Origin of the sequence: Neptunicella plasticusilytica (assembly GCF_047922965.1) — a bacterium.
GTDB lineage: Bacteria > Pseudomonadota > Gammaproteobacteria > Enterobacterales > Alteromonadaceae > Neptunicella > Neptunicella plasticusilytica.
Map to the genome: position 1 here is coordinate 145,763 of NZ_CP150481.1, position 14,857 is coordinate 160,619.

Consider the following 14,857-nt stretch of genomic DNA (forward strand, 5'->3'; position numbering starts at 1 on the left):
GATTTTATGACGTGAGCGCATTCAATCTGGGGCACTTGCGGTTATTTACCATTTTTGGGGTGTTTGTTCGTATTGAATGAGCCGAAATGACCCGTGCGCTAAGCCTTATCTGACGAGATGTTCGGCATAAAACACCAGCCTGGCGCCGGGTTTAAGTCACATTGTTGTCATCTGCCTGAGCCAAAATGACCCCCATCAGGAAATGCAGTTATGTCAGGATGACTTTTTAAATCGAGATCTATGCAATGAATCTATCGTTATTACCCCGTCACCAGCAGCTGGTCTCGGTAATGGGCGCATTTTTATGTCTGGCCATTAGTTTAAGTTTTGGCCTTGGCCAGTTAAAAACCTGGGCGGAAATTTCCTGGCTGGATATTCTGGGCGAGGGCAGTATTGCCTTGTTGTCTATGAGCTGGATTTTTTTCCTGTTAGTCAGTCGCCCGCCGGGGCGAGTTACCAGTGCTTTGGTCATTGGCTTAAGCTTTTTTATGTTTTCTGCCCTGCTGGATTTATTTGATGAATTTGTTCACTACCGATCCGCTGCGGCGATATTGAGCCTGGTCGAGTCGCTTCCTGCCGCAATGGGGATGTTTATTATGAGTTACGCCCTGTACCAATGGCATCAGGAACAGCTGGTCCTCAATCAACAGTTGAATCGACGGGAGTCGAGTTTACGTCAACATGATCAGGTTGATTTGATTACCCAGTTATATCGTGCCGACTACATGCGCGGACAAATTGATATGCAGTTGCGAACCAAAGATGACAGCCAGTTTTCAATAGTGGTGCTGGATATCGACAATTTTGACCAGTTTAACCGTTTGTATGGCCATGCCGATGGAGATCGGGTTTTGCGTGAAATTTCGGAAATTATTCTGATGAGTTTACGTAAAACCGATTTGGCTTGTCGCTATGCCGGAGACCGGTTCATTCTGTTACTGCCGGATACCCACTTAACCGAAGCGAATGAGTTGGCCGGGCAAATCCGTAATGCTGTCAGGCATTTATCTTTCAAAACCAGTGAACAGGGCAAAGCGGTTTACCATACGCTCACCTACGCGGCAGAACAGGCGCGCAATGATGATGGGGTAGAGCGGATCATCAGCCGGGTGAACCGTCAGCTTGATTTGGCCAAGTACAGCTAGATGAAAATGCTGAATAACCAAGTGGTCAGCCTGCAAGACAAGTTTCTGCCAGCGCATCAACTGACGGCCAGCTTGATGGATTTAGCTATTTCCCGTGGTGCAGACAAAAATCGCTTGATGCGCGGCACCGGTATTTTTTATGAAGATATCAAAACCGGCAGCACTGCATTGAGTGCCAGCCAGTTACTGCGTTTGATTGGCAATACTAAACATCAGGTTGCCGGGTATGACAGTGCTTTTTTGCTGGGTCGTCGCCTGTTTCCCGGTAATTACGGCAACGTATCCAATGCGTTGTTACATAGCCGCCATTTGGCAGATGCGTTAAGAATATTAAATTTGCTGCGTATGCAGATTTGTCCGTTTATTCAGACTCAAGCGTATCGTGATGAGGGGCAGTATCATCTGATTATGCATGATGCGCTGGGGTGTGGGGAACACTGGCAATTTTTGCTGGAAGCTTACTGCACCGCGCTGGTTTCGGCCAGTAAGTTGATGTTGGGGCGACGTATTCCGTTTCATTTTGAATTTCCCTTTGAACGTCCCCGTTATATTCAGGAATATGAAGAAAATCTCGGTTTTCGGGTCAAATTTTCCCAGCCTTTACTGCGTATTCGCGTTGATCTGTGCTGGTTAACCGAACCTTTCCCGCAACCCAGTCAGAGTTTGAAGTGGTATGCCGTTAAGCAAGCAAGGTTGAACAATGCGGTTGCCAAAGGTTTTCTGGAAGCGATACGTTGTTGCCTGTTACAGCATCGGCAAGCAACATTGCAGCAAGTGGCGGCACTGTTTGCGATGAGCCCGGCGACATTCAAGCGTAAACTCAAGTTGCATGGCACGTGTTTTCAGCAACTACAGGACGAATTGGGTCGTCAGCAGGCTATTTATTGCTTGCAGGTAAAAAGGATGAATAACGAAGACACTGCCAATATGATGGAATTCACTGATGTGCCTAATTTTCGCCGTGCAGTGAAACGCTGGACCGGATTAACTCCTAGTCAGTTGCGTCTGGGCTAACTTTTTTATGGCGAGAAAATGGTAGCCTACCTGTTATCACGATGAAATAGGCCAGGCATGCCAGAACTGAAAACAATAGCGTACTTATCCCAATCTCGCTCCAGTTGCCCATCCAGATAGAATGCAACAAAAAATAGATGACCAGCAAGGTTGGGCTGGCGACTATCGCTATCATGGTGCGCACATTGGCAGGAATTTTTGTACCGGATGGAGTCATTGGTTACTTGTCCAATAAAAACAGCACGAGCTGAATATATTCTTCGATAGTGTGAATATTTTTAGCATCAACCTTGTATTTACCGTTAATCACCACAGTAGGAACCGACGAATAACCCTGCTCGCGTAAAGCATCGGTATGCTGATTGATGCTAGTGTAAGCCTTTTCCACCGCAGGGCTGTTAAAAATCTGATCAAACTTGTCAGCATCAACTCCGCTTAGCACCACCAGATTGTGAATATCCTTAACATTGTCAAAGTCGGCATGACTAAGATGGATATAGTTGAAAATGGCCGGGATGATTTGTTCGTTGGCATCCATAATGTTGGCGGTAATGGCCGCTTTGGTCAGGTCGTTTTCTATTTCAATCTTGCGATGAGGCATGCCGCTGATATGATTTTTAACAAAGCTAACATCGGCGGGAAGTTCGGCCTGTAACGCTTTTATTAGCGGTTCTTTATTAAAGCAATGCGGACAATAAAATGAAAAATACTCCCGTACCTCTTTATGCGTTGTCACCTCGCCCTTCAGAACTTGGTAATAGTCACCTTCAGTAAAATCAGCCGCATGGCCAAGTGATATCAAAAGCAGTCCAAAAGTCAGCGTTGCTAGCGATTTAATTCTCATAGCCGGGTTCCTTGAATAACGTTAGATTTTGCCAAGCGGATGTTACCAGTCAATATGATAAAAGCCTTGCGCGTCAGCGCGACTGAACAATGCCGCTGCCTGATGAACTTCCTGAGGCAAATTGTTATCCGGTTTAAATTTACCTTTAATTGAAAACTGCCCTTGTGGCGTTATATGCGCGGTGGCATCCAGCCCGAAGCTGTTATCCGGTTTAATCACCACTTTGACATTTTCTTTATCGCAGGACAGCTCTGCATTAAAGGTACCCAGCGGAATAGGTCCCTGGGTACCTGCAACTTGGGCATTTAACCATTGGCCCTGACCAGCGAGTACAACACATTGCTGCTGATAATCGAGTTGGCTGATATTGACCTTAAAGCGGCCGGATGCATTAACCGGTAACGGAATGGGCAGCTGTCCCAACACCATATTAACCGGTAAATACAGCTGCAAACCCTCACTTTGGGTATCACTGGCTGACAGGGATAAATCGGCCTTTAATGACACTTGCTCGGCATCGCGTAAATTACCCGCCTCAATATTCATACTGGCGTTGCCCCACAGCAACGGCAAAAAATCCAGTTGCCAACTGATATCCTGTAAAGGAATACCCTGATACACCAGTTGGTCCATTTTGCCGGACCAGAGGGTTTGGCTTACGCCGCTGATTTTTACTTCTTTGGGTAAGCTAACCCAGCCCAAGACTTGCGCCGCGGGTAGATGAACAAGCAGAAAAATACTGTAACAGAGCAGGCATAGCAGCACGGTTTTTACGATGGACTTCATGCTTTTCCTAATAATAATCGGCGAATTTTGATCTGGCCGGGGCGGTTTATCTCGGCAAAATCAACATCAAGAATATTAATTCCTTTATCTTCGATGGCTTTTAACCAGCTAATGATGTCGTTGAATGGCGCCTGATCGACCCAGATTTGCAGGGTGTCACCTTGCGGTTGCATGCGGGCTATGGCAATACTATGGCGTTGGGCCAACTGATTGATTGCCTGAGGTAAAGAGCCACTAAAACCGGGTCGGTTAGCTGAACCACCACGTTTTAACTGGATTGCTTTGTTGGCGTTAGCCTGGACCCAGTTAAGCAGTTTCTGTTGCTCCTGAACGGCAATCCGTCCCTGTTGAACACTTTGAGTCAGCGGGGACCAGATTAAGGCATAAAATAAAAACAGGATTAATACAATCCCGCCAATCAGGACAATGCGTTGTTCTCTTTCACTGAGCTGTTTGTAGCGTTGTTGCAAATTCATGGTTAGCTCCTCAGCGTTAATGTGCTGATCACCTGATCGCCATTGTTATTGATTGCACCCTGCTGCACTTCAAATCCGGCCGACTCAGCCGCGGTCTTGAATTTTTCAAGTGCATTAAAGTCCTTTGCTACCGCCTGCAGTCGCAGCTCGGAGCGGTCCTGACTAAACTTCATTGTTTGCGGCTGGATTTGGCTGCTATCAAAGGCTTCGGACAACTGCGACAACATGGCCAGCAGCGACACGCCACCCCCACCTTGTTGCAGTTCTTTCATCAAGTCGGTAATTTTTGTTTTGATATCGCGATAGCGACCGCCATTGGGAAATGCCCGTTGATACTGGGCTTCGATCTGGGCCTGTATCTCTTGTTGTTGTTGACGCAGATGATTGGCTTCCAGTCCTTTATCAATCAGGGTTGTAAGTAACGCCACACCGGCCAATATTGCCGCCGCGCGCCATTTTTTCCATTCGCTACTGCCTTGTTGACGAACCTTGTAATCACCTTGTAGCAGATTAAATTTACATTCAAGCGCACCTTGCGCCAGAACTTGCAAAGGCATATCTGTATGCTGTTCAACAAACTCGACATTGGCCAGCTTGACCGGTGGTATATCACTAAGGCAATGGATAACCAGTGGTGTGGTTTGCTGTTTGGCGGCATGCTCTACTGCCATCATTAGCCATTCGGCTTCACCCTGCATGCCTTGCCACTGATCCTGCCTGATTAACAAGTTATCGCCCAGATTTATTAAAGACCATACGTTCTCATTAGCAGGTAAAGCGAGTACATCGGGGATCATTTTGTTGCACTGTAGTCCGGCAGACTCGGCGACAGATTGCCATTCGAGCATTTTGTCATGACTGACCACGGCTATGGCTTGCTGCTCCGCGTTTTTGGGACCAATCGCGAAGAATTGGCTGTCGACATCGGTGTTAAGCTCGTCTTCCAGCATGTAGGGAATAGCACTGAGCACTTTACGATTAGGTCTGCCGGGTAGCGTTACCCATTTAAGCAGCAAATCGCTGGTCGGTACCAGAATAGTAATAGGCCGGTTGCCGGCCCTGTCGCCGAGAGTCCCTAATGCATCGGCATTCGGCAGTTCGCCTGAGGCGATGATTTCCTGTTCGCTATCGGACCAGACCATCCAGTACAGGCTATCCTGTGGGGTGGACCCCAGTCGGACGACTAATTGTTCACTCAAAGCAGGCCTCCAAACTCACGCCGAATAACGCTGACGTTGCCATTAGAATCTATTGCGAAAACCGATGACAGATTAAAACTGGCATCATTGTATCGGGTCTTGGTATGTAAAATAAAATAACTGGTAGTGATATCAAACCATTTCTTCTGAGCATCGGTGAGGCTCACTTTGCTGATCTCAGCCTGGCTGAAGAATTTGTTAATATTATCAAAACCTTCGTCTCCGCGCGCATTTAACGCACTGATGACATCTTCCAGTGAAATAGCGCTGCCTAAAGCGGCACGCAGCACTGCTGCATGTTCTTCAGTAACGGTATTCACATTAATTTTCAATGTGCTAACACCTGGAATAGCGCAAACGTATGGCATTACGTCGTTGATCCAGGGTGTTTCGGCACCATTGACCAGCCGTAATTCGCTTTTGTTCATCATCAAGCTGTTAGCGGCCAGATAAGGATGCTGGCGGGATTCATACTCAGGATCTTCGGCGCCATAGTAGCCAGTGGTCTGGTTATCGGCATCCAGCCAGTCAGTAAGACTATCGGCCAGGGTCTCGGCATTCAGCGGTGGAATTTCCGTTTCGGATTCAATCGATGTGAGTAGCGTCTGAAAGGCTTTTTGTTCGGTATAACCCGCAGAAGCTCCGCCATTTGATCCGGCTGGTGGAGGTGTCGCTAGCGCATTGAGGTTAAAGCAGCTTTGCATATCGACCAGTTTGGCCTGAATACCGCCATTCGGTAGCGGATATTCAAAATCGGTGGTCGCCCAGGGCTGGTTGAGATGAATAACGCCGTCGGCTTCTTTATACAGGGCCTCGATGGATTTTCTGGCAAATTGTTCAGCGCCCATGGCGTACCAATAAGCCTGATTATTGTCTTTTATATTGGCCGAGCGACGGATTTGCAGCTGTAATCGTCCACCCATCTGGGTGGCAAGTACCGAGACTATGGCTACCACCAGCAATACGATAATTAATGCGACGCCGGATTGACGTAAAGGCCTGCTCATGACGGACCTGCAGTGAGCAATAATGTGCGTTTGATTTCGCCAAAGTCTTTGCTGGTAATGGTTAACTCAATGGCTTTAGGCAATGCCTGGCTGGCATATTCTTCCTCAGCCTTGTCGGGGCCGTTGATAAAGGTGACTTGAAAATTCTCGATATTTTCCAGCAACACTCGGACTTTGGGTTCATAACCGATAACGTTGTCAACATAATTGCTGTAGACCCGTTGCAGTTGTTCGTCCTGAAGGCGATACATTACCGGCTGCAAGGTACTACGCGGTAATACCAGCTGCGGATTGTGCCAACCTTCACGAATAAAGCCCAACCCATCTGCCTGACTTTCAAATTCGCCGGAACCACCCTTGATTGACCAGTCGCTGCTCTCGCCCTCGATGCGAATATGTCGCGGCACTGCCTGCATTACGTCTCGTTCGATGGTCAGCATCGCGCGTTGCAGCTTTTCAAGTTGGGTAAAGCGTTCGGTGGAGAGTTGGTCGCTGTCAATCACCGACGTCAGCACTGCATTGGAGGCCAAACCAATAATGGCAAAAATGGCCAGTGAAACCAGCACTTCCAGTAGGGTAAAACCTGCTATGCGCTTCATTGGGTTAAAGCCGGCGGCGGTTTGCTAAAAAAACTTTGCACCGAGCTTATGGGCGACTCTCCCCGCTCATTCAGTGATACGTTGATTTCTACCATCCGCAAATCTTTATCGTTGGTTTCTACTACTTTTTGCTGCCAATACCAGGTTTTGCCAGCCATTTCCTGCGAGCCTTTCTTGTTGTTCTGCGGTGGCCACTGGCTCTCCAGATGGATTTCTGTCAGGCGGTTATTGGCCACCCAGGTGGCAAAGGTGAGTTCTTCCAGCACACCTACGCCATGTAAATGCTCGGTGGCGGCTTTCATAATGGCGGTGCCAGTCAGGGCAAATATTGCCAAAGCGACCATGACTTCCAGTAAGGTCATACCTGCAGCTTTTTGGTTATTCGACCTCATAACGAATCCAGTGGGCCGTTAAAAATCAGCGGCAAGGCGTCTTGTGCCTCAACACTAAAATAGGTGGGTTGTTCCTGCCCGTAAGCGGGCTCAAAAATAAAGTTCAGACTGAAAGGGGTAATATCACCGCTGGATAGCAGCCACACTTGTGGTGGAGGCAGTTTTTTCTCTTCTTCTTTTTCGCCGATAGACAGCTGGTCCTCGTCAAAAGATGATTTTTCATCAAACAGCTTGCCGTCAAACAGACTTTCTTCCTCCTGCCAGGGCAGGTCATCCAGCTCCAGTTCCAGACTAAAGGGTTCAGGCAGGCTATATTCGGCTAACAAGTCGTTATTGGTAACTTTTTGCCACTTTTGTTCCTCGTCCAGAATCATAAAATAATACTGGTTCTGATCGATTCGCAAGCCCAGTTGTTGCTGGTTCAAGATGGCATATTCTGCTGCCATCGAGAACACTACCTGAAAGCGTTGCGCCTGTTTTTTGAGCTCGTCAGCCTGATCCACCCCACGCACATTGAGCATCACAACACTGACGGAGATGCCGATGATAAGTAACACCACCATAATCTCCAGCAGGGTAAAGCCGCGTTGTGAGTTGGAATGCATACTGCCTGACTAGTTCAGAAATTCGTTGATATTCCAGTTGCCGATATCGTCGTCGGTACCGGGCTGGCCGTCGGGACCGTTGCTGTACAAATCGATGGCGCCTAATTCACCGGGGCTGAGAAGTTGATAATCGTTACCCCAGGGATCTTTGGGCAAACCTTTAATAAAACCGTCCTGCGGATAATTGCGCGGAATAGGATCGATAGTTGGCATACTGACCAAGGCTTCCAGACCCTGTTCACTGGTGGGGAAGACACTGTTACGCAGCTTGTACATTTCCAGCGCGTTTTCCAGTTGGCGAATATCCACTGCGGCTTTTTTCAGTTGCGCCGTTTCCTGATTACCCAAAATATTGGGCGCGACGATAGCGGTCAGCAAACCGATGATCAAAATAACCACCATGATTTCCAATAAGCTGAATCCTGATTGTTTCATAACTAAATGCCTCAATTAAATTAACGTGTTCAATGAAATAATGGGTAATAAAATCGCAATCACAATAAAAAATACAATAGCGGCCATGGATAAAATCAGTACCGGTCCCATAATGCTCAAGGCAATACCTACCTGCGCTTCAAATTCCCTGTCCTGGTTCTGGGCGGCGCGAGCCAGCATTGACTGCAATTCGCCGCTACGCTCGCCAGAGGCAATCATATGCATCATCATCGGCGGAAATATACGGGTTTGCTCCAGTGAGTTGCGCAGGCTGGCGCCTTCTTTTACTTTGACCGACGCCTCGCCCAGCAGTTCTTTAATATGCACATTTTCCAGTACCTCACCGGAGATTTTCATCCCTTCCAGTAACGGCACCGCGCTAGAGGACAGAATACTCAGGGTACTGGCGTAACGGGCGGTATTCAGGCCTTTGCTGACCTTACCCAGAATGGGCACGGATAACATGCCGCGATGAAAACGCTTTTTAAATAGCGGTTGCTGCAATAAACGTTGCAGGCCAACAAATATAACAGCGATCAGTATCAGCGCGATTAGCCCGTAATCCTGCACCCATTCACTGATAGCAATCAGTATTAAGGTAATGGTGGGCAGTTCCTGACCCAAATTATCAAACTGGCCAACGATTTGTGGTACCACATAGGTTAGCAGCAACATCACTATTCCCAATGCCACTGTCATCATTAACGCCGGGTAAATCAGCGCCTGGGTCACTTTGCTGCGAATATGCTGGCGATTTTCGGTGTAATCGGCCAAACGGGTGAGTACGGTATCCAGATGGCCGGATTTTTCACCCGCGGCGACCATGGCACGGAACAGTTGATCGAAGATATGTGGAAATTCGCCCATGGCATCGGCCATGCTGTGGCCTTCGACAACTTTGGCGCGCACCGCCATCATCATGTTTTTATGCCGCGGTTTTTCACTTTGCTCGGCAACCGCCAGCAGAGCTTCTTCAATTGGCAGAGATGCTTCTATCAAGGTAGACAGTTGACGGGTCAGCAGGGCCAGATCGGAGGCGGAAATGCCCGGCCTGAATAGCTGGAATCCAGCGGAATTTTTGCTCGATTTTTCATGCACCGGAGTTACTTCAACCGGGATCAGGTGCTTTTCTCGCAACTGCTGGCGAATTTGACGGGCATTGTCGGCTTCCATCACGCCGCTTTTATTGCGACCACGCTGATCGATCGCTTTATAGGAAAATGCCGGCATCTATTCTTCCCGGGTGACGCGTAAAACTTCTTCCAGCGAGGTCATCCCCTCCAGAACCTTACGGCAACCATCCTCGCGAATGCTGGGGGTGCTTTTGCGGATATACTTTTCAATGGCCTGTTCACCATGGCCGTTATGGACCAGATCGCGAATGGTTTCATCCACTATCAATAATTCATGGATCCCCGTTCTACCGCGGTAGCCAGTCTGGTTACAGGCTGCGCAACCTGCCGGATGATAAATAATTTTGCTACCGACCGGATCTTGGGTTCCAAGTAACTGCTGTTCCTGATCGCTGAGCGGTTTAGCCGTTTTGCAGTCCGGACATAAGGTACGCACCAGGCGTTGTGACAAGACCGCCAGTAAACTGGACGACAACAAAAACGGCTCGATACCCATATCTTCCAGACGGGTAATCGCCCCAGCAGCGGTGTTGGTATGCAGGGTAGATAATACCAAATGACCGGTTAAACTGGCCTGTACCCCAATTTGGGCGGTTTCAAGGTCACGGATCTCACCAATCATCACCACATCAGGGTCCTGACGCAAAATGGCACGCAGGCCTCGGGCGAAGGTCATATCCACCCGTGGGTTAACCTGAGTCTGGCCAATACCTTCAAGATCAAACTCGATAGGATCTTCAACGGTGAGGATATTACGATCTTTGGAATTAATTTCGCTTAAACCGGCATACAAAGTGGTACTTTTACCTGATCCTGTGGGGCCGGTAACCAGGATAATGCCGTGAGGTTTGCGGATCAGGCCGGAAAAGTGCTTGCGATTCTCGGCTGTCATACCCAGATCCTGCAAATTCAGCCGCGCATTGTTTTTATCCAGCAGACGCAGTACAACACGTTCGCCATGGCTGGAGGGCATGGTACTGACCCGCACATCCACTGCTCGACCGGCGATACGCAGGGTTATACGGCCATCTTGCGGTACGCGTTTTTCGGCTATATCCAGCTTGGCCATAACTTTAATCCGCGACACCAGCATGGAAGCCATTTTACGATTGGGACGCAATATTTCGCGTAGCACACCATCCACCCGAAAGCGGATGGTCAGTTGCTTCTCGAAAGTTTCCACATGAATATCCGAGGCACCTTCTTTTATGGCTTCACCCAGCATGGCGTTAATCAATTTGATGATCGGCGCATCGTCTTCGCTATCGAGTAAATCCTCTGCTTCGGGCAGTTCTTCAGCCAGAGTGAACAGATCACTTTCGTTACCAATATCTTCCATCAGCTGCTTGGCTTGGGAGGAGTCACGCTGGAACGCTTTGGTCAACAGGGATTCAAATTCGTCGCTGGGAATTTCTTTTAATACAAAAGGCGCGCCCAGATAACGACGTACTTCGGCAAAAATATCGAACAGGGTTTCACTGGTATGATACAAGGTCGCCGGTTCCGTCGAGGTATCGATTAACACACGGTGACGCTTGGCGAAACTGAACGTCAGCTGCTTGTGTCGCGTCTGTTCGTCGCTGTTGGCCAGTTCGGTTGTTTCCACCACGTCCATTAGTCTTTGTTATCCTTGTTATTTTTATCTTGCAGATAATTTTCGTAATTGGGTGGCAACGCCATTTGCGCATCCCATTCCGGTAATACCGGCGTATTGGTATTTGGCATCAAATTGACACCGTTGGCGCGGCGTTCAAGCTGCTGGGCGCGGATATAGTTGTATTTCTTGTTGCTGATTTTATCCATGGTCAGGCCATCACGGATAATGGTCGGACGGATAAACACCATCAAATTACGCTTGCGTTTGCTGGAGGTTGAGGATTTGAACAAGTTGCCAATAAATGGAATATCACCCAACAATGGCACTTTGGAAACACTCTCCTGTACATCTTCATCTATTAAACCTCCCAGTACTACGGTGCCGCCATCATCCACAATCACAGAGGTCTTGATTTCCCGTTTGTTAATCGAAATATCCACCGCGGTGGCGCCGCTGACGCTGGACACTTCCTGTTCGATTAACAGTTGTACCGCATTGCCCTCGTTAATCTGCGGGGTGACTTTGAGTTTAATCCCCACTTCTTTACGATCCACAGTCTGGAATGGATTATTGTTGCTGCCGGTACTGGCAGTCTGGCCGGTTATAATCGGCACTTCCTCACCGACGATAAAATAGGCTTCTTCATTATCCATGGTAGTTAAATGCGGCGTCGCCAGAATATTGGAATTGGTATCAGAACTGACAGCCTGCACCACTGCCGCCCAGTCATCTTTAACAATACCGAATAGCGTACCATTAACCGCACCTAGCACCTCGGCAATCAGCGACTTGTCGCCTGGCGTGGTCTTGGTGATTGGAGTGGCAGTACCCGATTCGGTGCCGACAATATAATCCGTGGTGGTCACATCCCTGGATTGATAAGCTGCGGCAGCAATGGAGCCAATCGGCACCCCGCTATTATTAAACTGCTGAATTGCACCGTCTTTATGGGCCCATTGCACGCCCAGACTGGTGCCATCCCCTTCAAAGACTTCGACGATAATCGCCTCAACCTGCACCTGGGCACGGCGTACATCCAACTGACGGATAACGTCTTCCAGATTGCGCATCATATCCGGCTGGGCGGTTATCACTAGTGAGTTGGAATCATTATGAGCTTCGATACTGGTGCTGGCAGTATTTGGACGCCGAGTCGCTGCGGTCTTTTGTCCGCCTTGCTCATCGGCCTGAATACCGGCACTCACACCCTGTAGTACGGTAACCAGTTCTTCTGCTTTGGCGTATTTAAGGAAAATCACCCGGGTATTGCCATTGGTTTCCAGTTCCAGATCCAGACGCTGAACCAGATGTACCAGACGTTGACGGGCTTTTACGTCGCCACTGATAATCACGCTATTGGTACGCTCATCGGCAACAATTTTAGGCGCTAACGGGGAGCCGGTATTTTTTGCACCTTGTTCTTTGTTGATATTTTCGACAATCCGCACCAACTCGGCAGCAGAGGCATATTTGAGTTTGATGATCTCGACTTCCTGATCACCAGCTTTATCCACCCGCTCGATGATCTCGACCAGACGATTAATTACCGACGCCCGTCCTGTCATGATCATTACATTGGACGGATCATAGTTGACCACGTTACCGCCGCCGGCCTGGTCATTCAGTTGGCGTAACAGGGGAGATAGTTCCCGTACCGATACGTTATATACCGGTACCACACGGGTGATCATTTCATCACCGTTAAGCAAATCGTTTTCTACTACTGGCAGGTTGGAGGTTTTGGCGGTTTTATCCCGTACTACCTTCAATACGCCGTTGGGCATCTCGACTATGGCAAAACCGTATACTTGCAAGACGTTAAGAAAAAACTGGTAGTACTGTTGTTCGTTCATCAGATCGTAACTGCGCACGGTTATTTTGCCGCGCACATTGGGATCAACGATCATGGTTTTTTTCAGGTTTTTACCAACGATATTGATAAATTCGTTGATATCAGTGCCTTTGAAATTAGGGGAATATTCGGCGGCCGCTACCGCAGTGCTGAAGGCCAGGGCAGCGGATATCAATAGTGTAAAAAATCCCTTCAATAGGGACTGGCTGGTTAGCCTCATAATATTTCCTTTAAAATCATTGGCATATGCTTACAAACTGGGGAGATCCAGATATAAGGTCAGTAAATCACCGTCACGGTTAACAGTCAGTTGCAGTGACTCAGCTTCATTCAGACTCGACATGGCCTCCATCGCCTGTTGCGGATCGGTTAAATCAAGTCCATTCAGTTCGGTTATAATATCGTTATTTTGCAGACCGGCGGCGTTAAATAAATCAGGGGTTCGGCCTGGACGAACCCGATATCCGACTGGTTTACCGTCCTGTTGTTCCGGAGAAATACTAATATATTCGCTAAAACTGGCGGGTTTGTCGGCAATTTCCTGACGCAAGTTTTGTACTTCCGGACTGAGAGTCAGGTGTTGAACCGAATCCTCATTAGGCTGATAAATTTTGTTGTCGTTATCATCGCTGGCTTGCACCATGATAGAAGGGCTTTTGTTGTAATCCACTCCATCCAGCATCAGGGTTTCGATTTTTCCGCCGTTATTGATAGTAATGCGATCGGCAAATACTTCATTAATGGTGACGCGAGTGCCGTCAATTTTATCGCCTACGCCATAAGTATTCTGTTGTCCCTTGTTTTCGACTATGGCTGCTCCGGCACTGTCCTGAGTACTGGCTACTACGCCGGTCAAGGTCAGTTTTAAATTGGTTTGTGGTGCATCCTGCGTTGCGACAACTGGTTTGGGATCTTGTGCACCCGGCTTGCCAAATAAATACAGGCGCTGGATTTTGGCCATATCGATTTGATTACCTTGATTGCCCGCTGTGTTAACCGCCGGTGTAAAGCTGATTAACTTGTCTTGGGCCGGAGCAGGCAACAGTCGCCAGGTCAGAATTGCGGCATAGTTGAGCAAATACAGGCTAATCACTACCACTAAAAGTTTGGGCAGGTAGTTCTGGTAGCGTCGCAGTTGGAGGCTGATTTGCTTAAAGGTATAATTATCGATGAACATGATGCTTCAATTCAGTTTATTAGCCACATAATATAATTTCTATGCAGGGTGTCACAACCGTCAGCAGAATAATATGTGCAAATTGTTACCATTTGAGGAGATTTGACCGTTGAATCGAATAAAATTCAGTTCTGATGAAAATAAATCGGCAGATTTAGGGCCGGTCAGGTTGGATAAATGGTTATGGGCGGCACGATTTTTTAAAACGCGCTCAGTGGCCAGAGAAATGATTCAGGGCGGCAAAGTACAATACAATGGGCAACGCAGCAAACCGGGTAAACTGGTTGAACTAGGCGCTTTGCTGACGATCCGGCAGGGAACGGATGAAAAGCAGGTTACTGTCGAGCAACTTTGTGATCAGCGACGCGGTGCTCCTCTGGCGGAGAAAATGTATCAGGAAACAGCCGACAGTATTGTTCAACGACAACGCAATGCTGCAGCCCGAAAAATCAATGCCTTACACAGTCCCAGACCGGATAGCAAACCGGATAAAAAACAGCGTCGGCAATTAATTCGTGCCAAACACCAGTAAATTTAACTCCGGCTTGAACCGAGAACTGTATCGATAAAGCTCAAGCCACTTTTAAAGAGACATT

16 protein-coding genes are annotated in these 14,857 nt (G+C 48.1%); 3 read left to right on the forward strand and 13 right to left on the reverse strand.

Going from position 1 to position 14,857, the window contains the following annotated elements:
- Positions 1-245 precede the first annotated feature (245 nt).
- Both V1467_RS00685 and V1467_RS00690 read left to right on the forward strand, forming a co-directional pair.
- Positions 246-1,145, forward strand: a complete 900-nt coding sequence (locus V1467_RS00685) for a GGDEF domain-containing protein (RefSeq protein ID WP_416306888.1) — start codon at positions 246-248, stop codon at positions 1,143-1,145.
- Positions 1,146-2,159, forward strand: a complete 1,014-nt coding sequence (locus V1467_RS00690; protein ID WP_416306889.1) for an AraC family transcriptional regulator ligand-binding domain-containing protein — start codon at positions 1,146-1,148, stop codon at positions 2,157-2,159. It begins immediately after the preceding gene.
- A gap of 220 nt (positions 2,160-2,379) precedes the next feature.
- Here the strand turns inward: V1467_RS00690 and V1467_RS00695 are convergent, their stop codons facing one another.
- The 13 genes from V1467_RS00695 to gspC are packed head-to-tail and all read right to left on the reverse strand — an operon-like array spanning position 2,380 to position 14,261.
- Entirely contained in the window at positions 2,380-3,003 is a 624-nt protein-coding gene (locus V1467_RS00695; RefSeq protein ID WP_416306890.1) for a thiol:disulfide interchange protein DsbA/DsbL, read from the reverse strand.
- Between the two features lie 42 nt (positions 3,004-3,045).
- On the reverse strand, positions 3,046-3,789 hold the full coding sequence (locus tag V1467_RS00700; protein ID WP_416306891.1) for a type II secretion system protein N: 744 nt from the start codon (positions 3,787-3,789) through the stop codon (positions 3,046-3,048).
- Positions 3,786-4,265 carry a type II secretion system protein GspM gene (gene gspM, locus V1467_RS00705; RefSeq protein WP_416306892.1) on the reverse strand — a complete coding sequence of 160 codons (480 nt, stop codon included), beginning with the start codon at positions 4,263-4,265 and terminating at the stop codon, positions 3,786-3,788. Before gspM ends, V1467_RS00700 begins: the two co-directional genes overlap by 4 nt.
- A gap of 2 nt (positions 4,266-4,267) precedes the next feature.
- Positions 4,268-5,464, reverse strand: coding sequence for a type II secretion system protein GspL (gspL, locus tag V1467_RS00710; RefSeq protein ID WP_416306893.1), 1,197 nt, complete (start codon positions 5,462-5,464; stop codon positions 4,268-4,270).
- Entirely contained in the window at positions 5,461-6,471 is a 1,011-nt protein-coding gene (gspK, locus tag V1467_RS00715; protein ID WP_416306894.1) for a type II secretion system minor pseudopilin GspK, read from the reverse strand. The genes gspL and gspK overlap by 4 nt, the downstream gene beginning before the upstream one ends.
- On the reverse strand, positions 6,468-7,070 hold the full coding sequence (gene gspJ / locus V1467_RS00720) for a type II secretion system minor pseudopilin GspJ (protein ID WP_416306895.1): 603 nt from the start codon (positions 7,068-7,070) through the stop codon (positions 6,468-6,470). Before gspJ ends, gspK begins: the two co-directional genes overlap by 4 nt.
- Positions 7,067-7,462 (reverse strand): type II secretion system minor pseudopilin GspI, encoded by a 396-nt coding sequence (gene gspI / locus V1467_RS00725; protein WP_416306896.1) that lies wholly within the window; start codon positions 7,460-7,462, stop codon positions 7,067-7,069. Before gspI ends, gspJ begins: the two co-directional genes overlap by 4 nt.
- Positions 7,459-8,067 (reverse strand): type II secretion system minor pseudopilin GspH, encoded by a 609-nt coding sequence (gspH, locus tag V1467_RS00730; protein WP_416306897.1) that lies wholly within the window; start codon positions 8,065-8,067, stop codon positions 7,459-7,461. The genes gspI and gspH overlap by 4 nt, the downstream gene beginning before the upstream one ends.
- Positions 8,068-8,076: 9 nt before the next feature.
- Entirely contained in the window at positions 8,077-8,502 is a 426-nt protein-coding gene (gene gspG / locus V1467_RS00735) for a type II secretion system major pseudopilin GspG (protein ID WP_416306898.1), read from the reverse strand.
- Positions 8,503-8,517: 15 nt separating this feature from the next.
- The gene (gene gspF, locus V1467_RS00740; RefSeq protein ID WP_416306899.1) at positions 8,518-9,732 is read right to left on the reverse strand and encodes a type II secretion system inner membrane protein GspF; all 1,215 of its coding nucleotides are present in this window, start codon (positions 9,730-9,732) and stop codon (positions 8,518-8,520) included.
- On the reverse strand, positions 9,733-11,250 hold the full coding sequence (gene gspE, locus V1467_RS00745; RefSeq protein WP_416306900.1) for a type II secretion system ATPase GspE: 1,518 nt from the start codon (positions 11,248-11,250) through the stop codon (positions 9,733-9,735).
- The gene (gene gspD / locus V1467_RS00750) at positions 11,250-13,304 is read right to left on the reverse strand and encodes a type II secretion system secretin GspD (RefSeq protein ID WP_416306901.1); all 2,055 of its coding nucleotides are present in this window, start codon (positions 13,302-13,304) and stop codon (positions 11,250-11,252) included. The genes gspE and gspD overlap by 1 nt, the downstream gene beginning before the upstream one ends.
- A 30-nt stretch (positions 13,305-13,334) precedes the next feature.
- On the reverse strand, positions 13,335-14,261 hold the full coding sequence (gene gspC, locus V1467_RS00755) for a type II secretion system protein GspC (protein ID WP_416306902.1): 927 nt from the start codon (positions 14,259-14,261) through the stop codon (positions 13,335-13,337).
- 118 nt (positions 14,262-14,379) lie between these two features.
- On the opposite strand from gspC, the gene hslR reads away from it, so the two are divergent.
- Positions 14,380-14,793: a ribosome-associated heat shock protein Hsp15 gene (hslR, locus tag V1467_RS00760; protein WP_416308625.1), complete on the forward strand. Its 414-nt coding sequence runs from the start codon at positions 14,380-14,382 to the stop codon at positions 14,791-14,793.
- The last annotated feature ends 64 nt before the right edge of the window (positions 14,794-14,857 follow it).

Excerpts from the sequence above, each read along its gene's own strand:
- gspC (WP_416306902.1), bottom strand. The coding sequence starts at position 14,261 with ATGTTCATCGATAATTATACCTTTAAGCAAATCAGCCTCCAACTGCGA.
- gspJ (WP_416306895.1), bottom strand. The coding sequence starts at position 7,070 with ATGAAGCGCATAGCAGGTTTTACCCTACTGGAAGTGCTGGTTTCACTG.
- gspE (WP_416306900.1), bottom strand. The coding sequence starts at position 11,250 with ATGGACGTGGTGGAAACAACCGAACTGGCCAACAGCGACGAACAGACG.
- gspH (WP_416306897.1), bottom strand. The coding sequence starts at position 8,067 with ATGCATTCCAACTCACAACGCGGCTTTACCCTGCTGGAGATTATGGTG.
- gspK (WP_416306894.1), bottom strand. The coding sequence starts at position 6,471 with ATGAGCAGGCCTTTACGTCAATCCGGCGTCGCATTAATTATCGTATTG.
- V1467_RS00700 (WP_416306891.1), bottom strand. The coding sequence starts at position 3,789 with ATGAAGTCCATCGTAAAAACCGTGCTGCTATGCCTGCTCTGTTACAGT.
- V1467_RS00685 (WP_416306888.1), top strand. The coding sequence starts at position 246 with ATGAATCTATCGTTATTACCCCGTCACCAGCAGCTGGTCTCGGTAATG.
- V1467_RS00690 (WP_416306889.1), top strand. The coding sequence starts at position 1,146 with ATGAAAATGCTGAATAACCAAGTGGTCAGCCTGCAAGACAAGTTTCTG.
- gspM (WP_416306892.1), bottom strand. The coding sequence starts at position 4,265 with ATGAATTTGCAACAACGCTACAAACAGCTCAGTGAAAGAGAACAACGC.
- V1467_RS00695 (WP_416306890.1), bottom strand. The coding sequence starts at position 3,003 with ATGAGAATTAAATCGCTAGCAACGCTGACTTTTGGACTGCTTTTGATA.
- gspF (WP_416306899.1), bottom strand. The coding sequence starts at position 9,732 with ATGCCGGCATTTTCCTATAAAGCGATCGATCAGCGTGGTCGCAATAAA.
- gspG (WP_416306898.1), bottom strand. The coding sequence starts at position 8,502 with ATGAAACAATCAGGATTCAGCTTATTGGAAATCATGGTGGTTATTTTG.
- gspD (WP_416306901.1), bottom strand. The coding sequence starts at position 13,304 with ATGAGGCTAACCAGCCAGTCCCTATTGAAGGGATTTTTTACACTATTG.
- gspI (WP_416306896.1), bottom strand. The coding sequence starts at position 7,462 with ATGAGGTCGAATAACCAAAAAGCTGCAGGTATGACCTTACTGGAAGTC.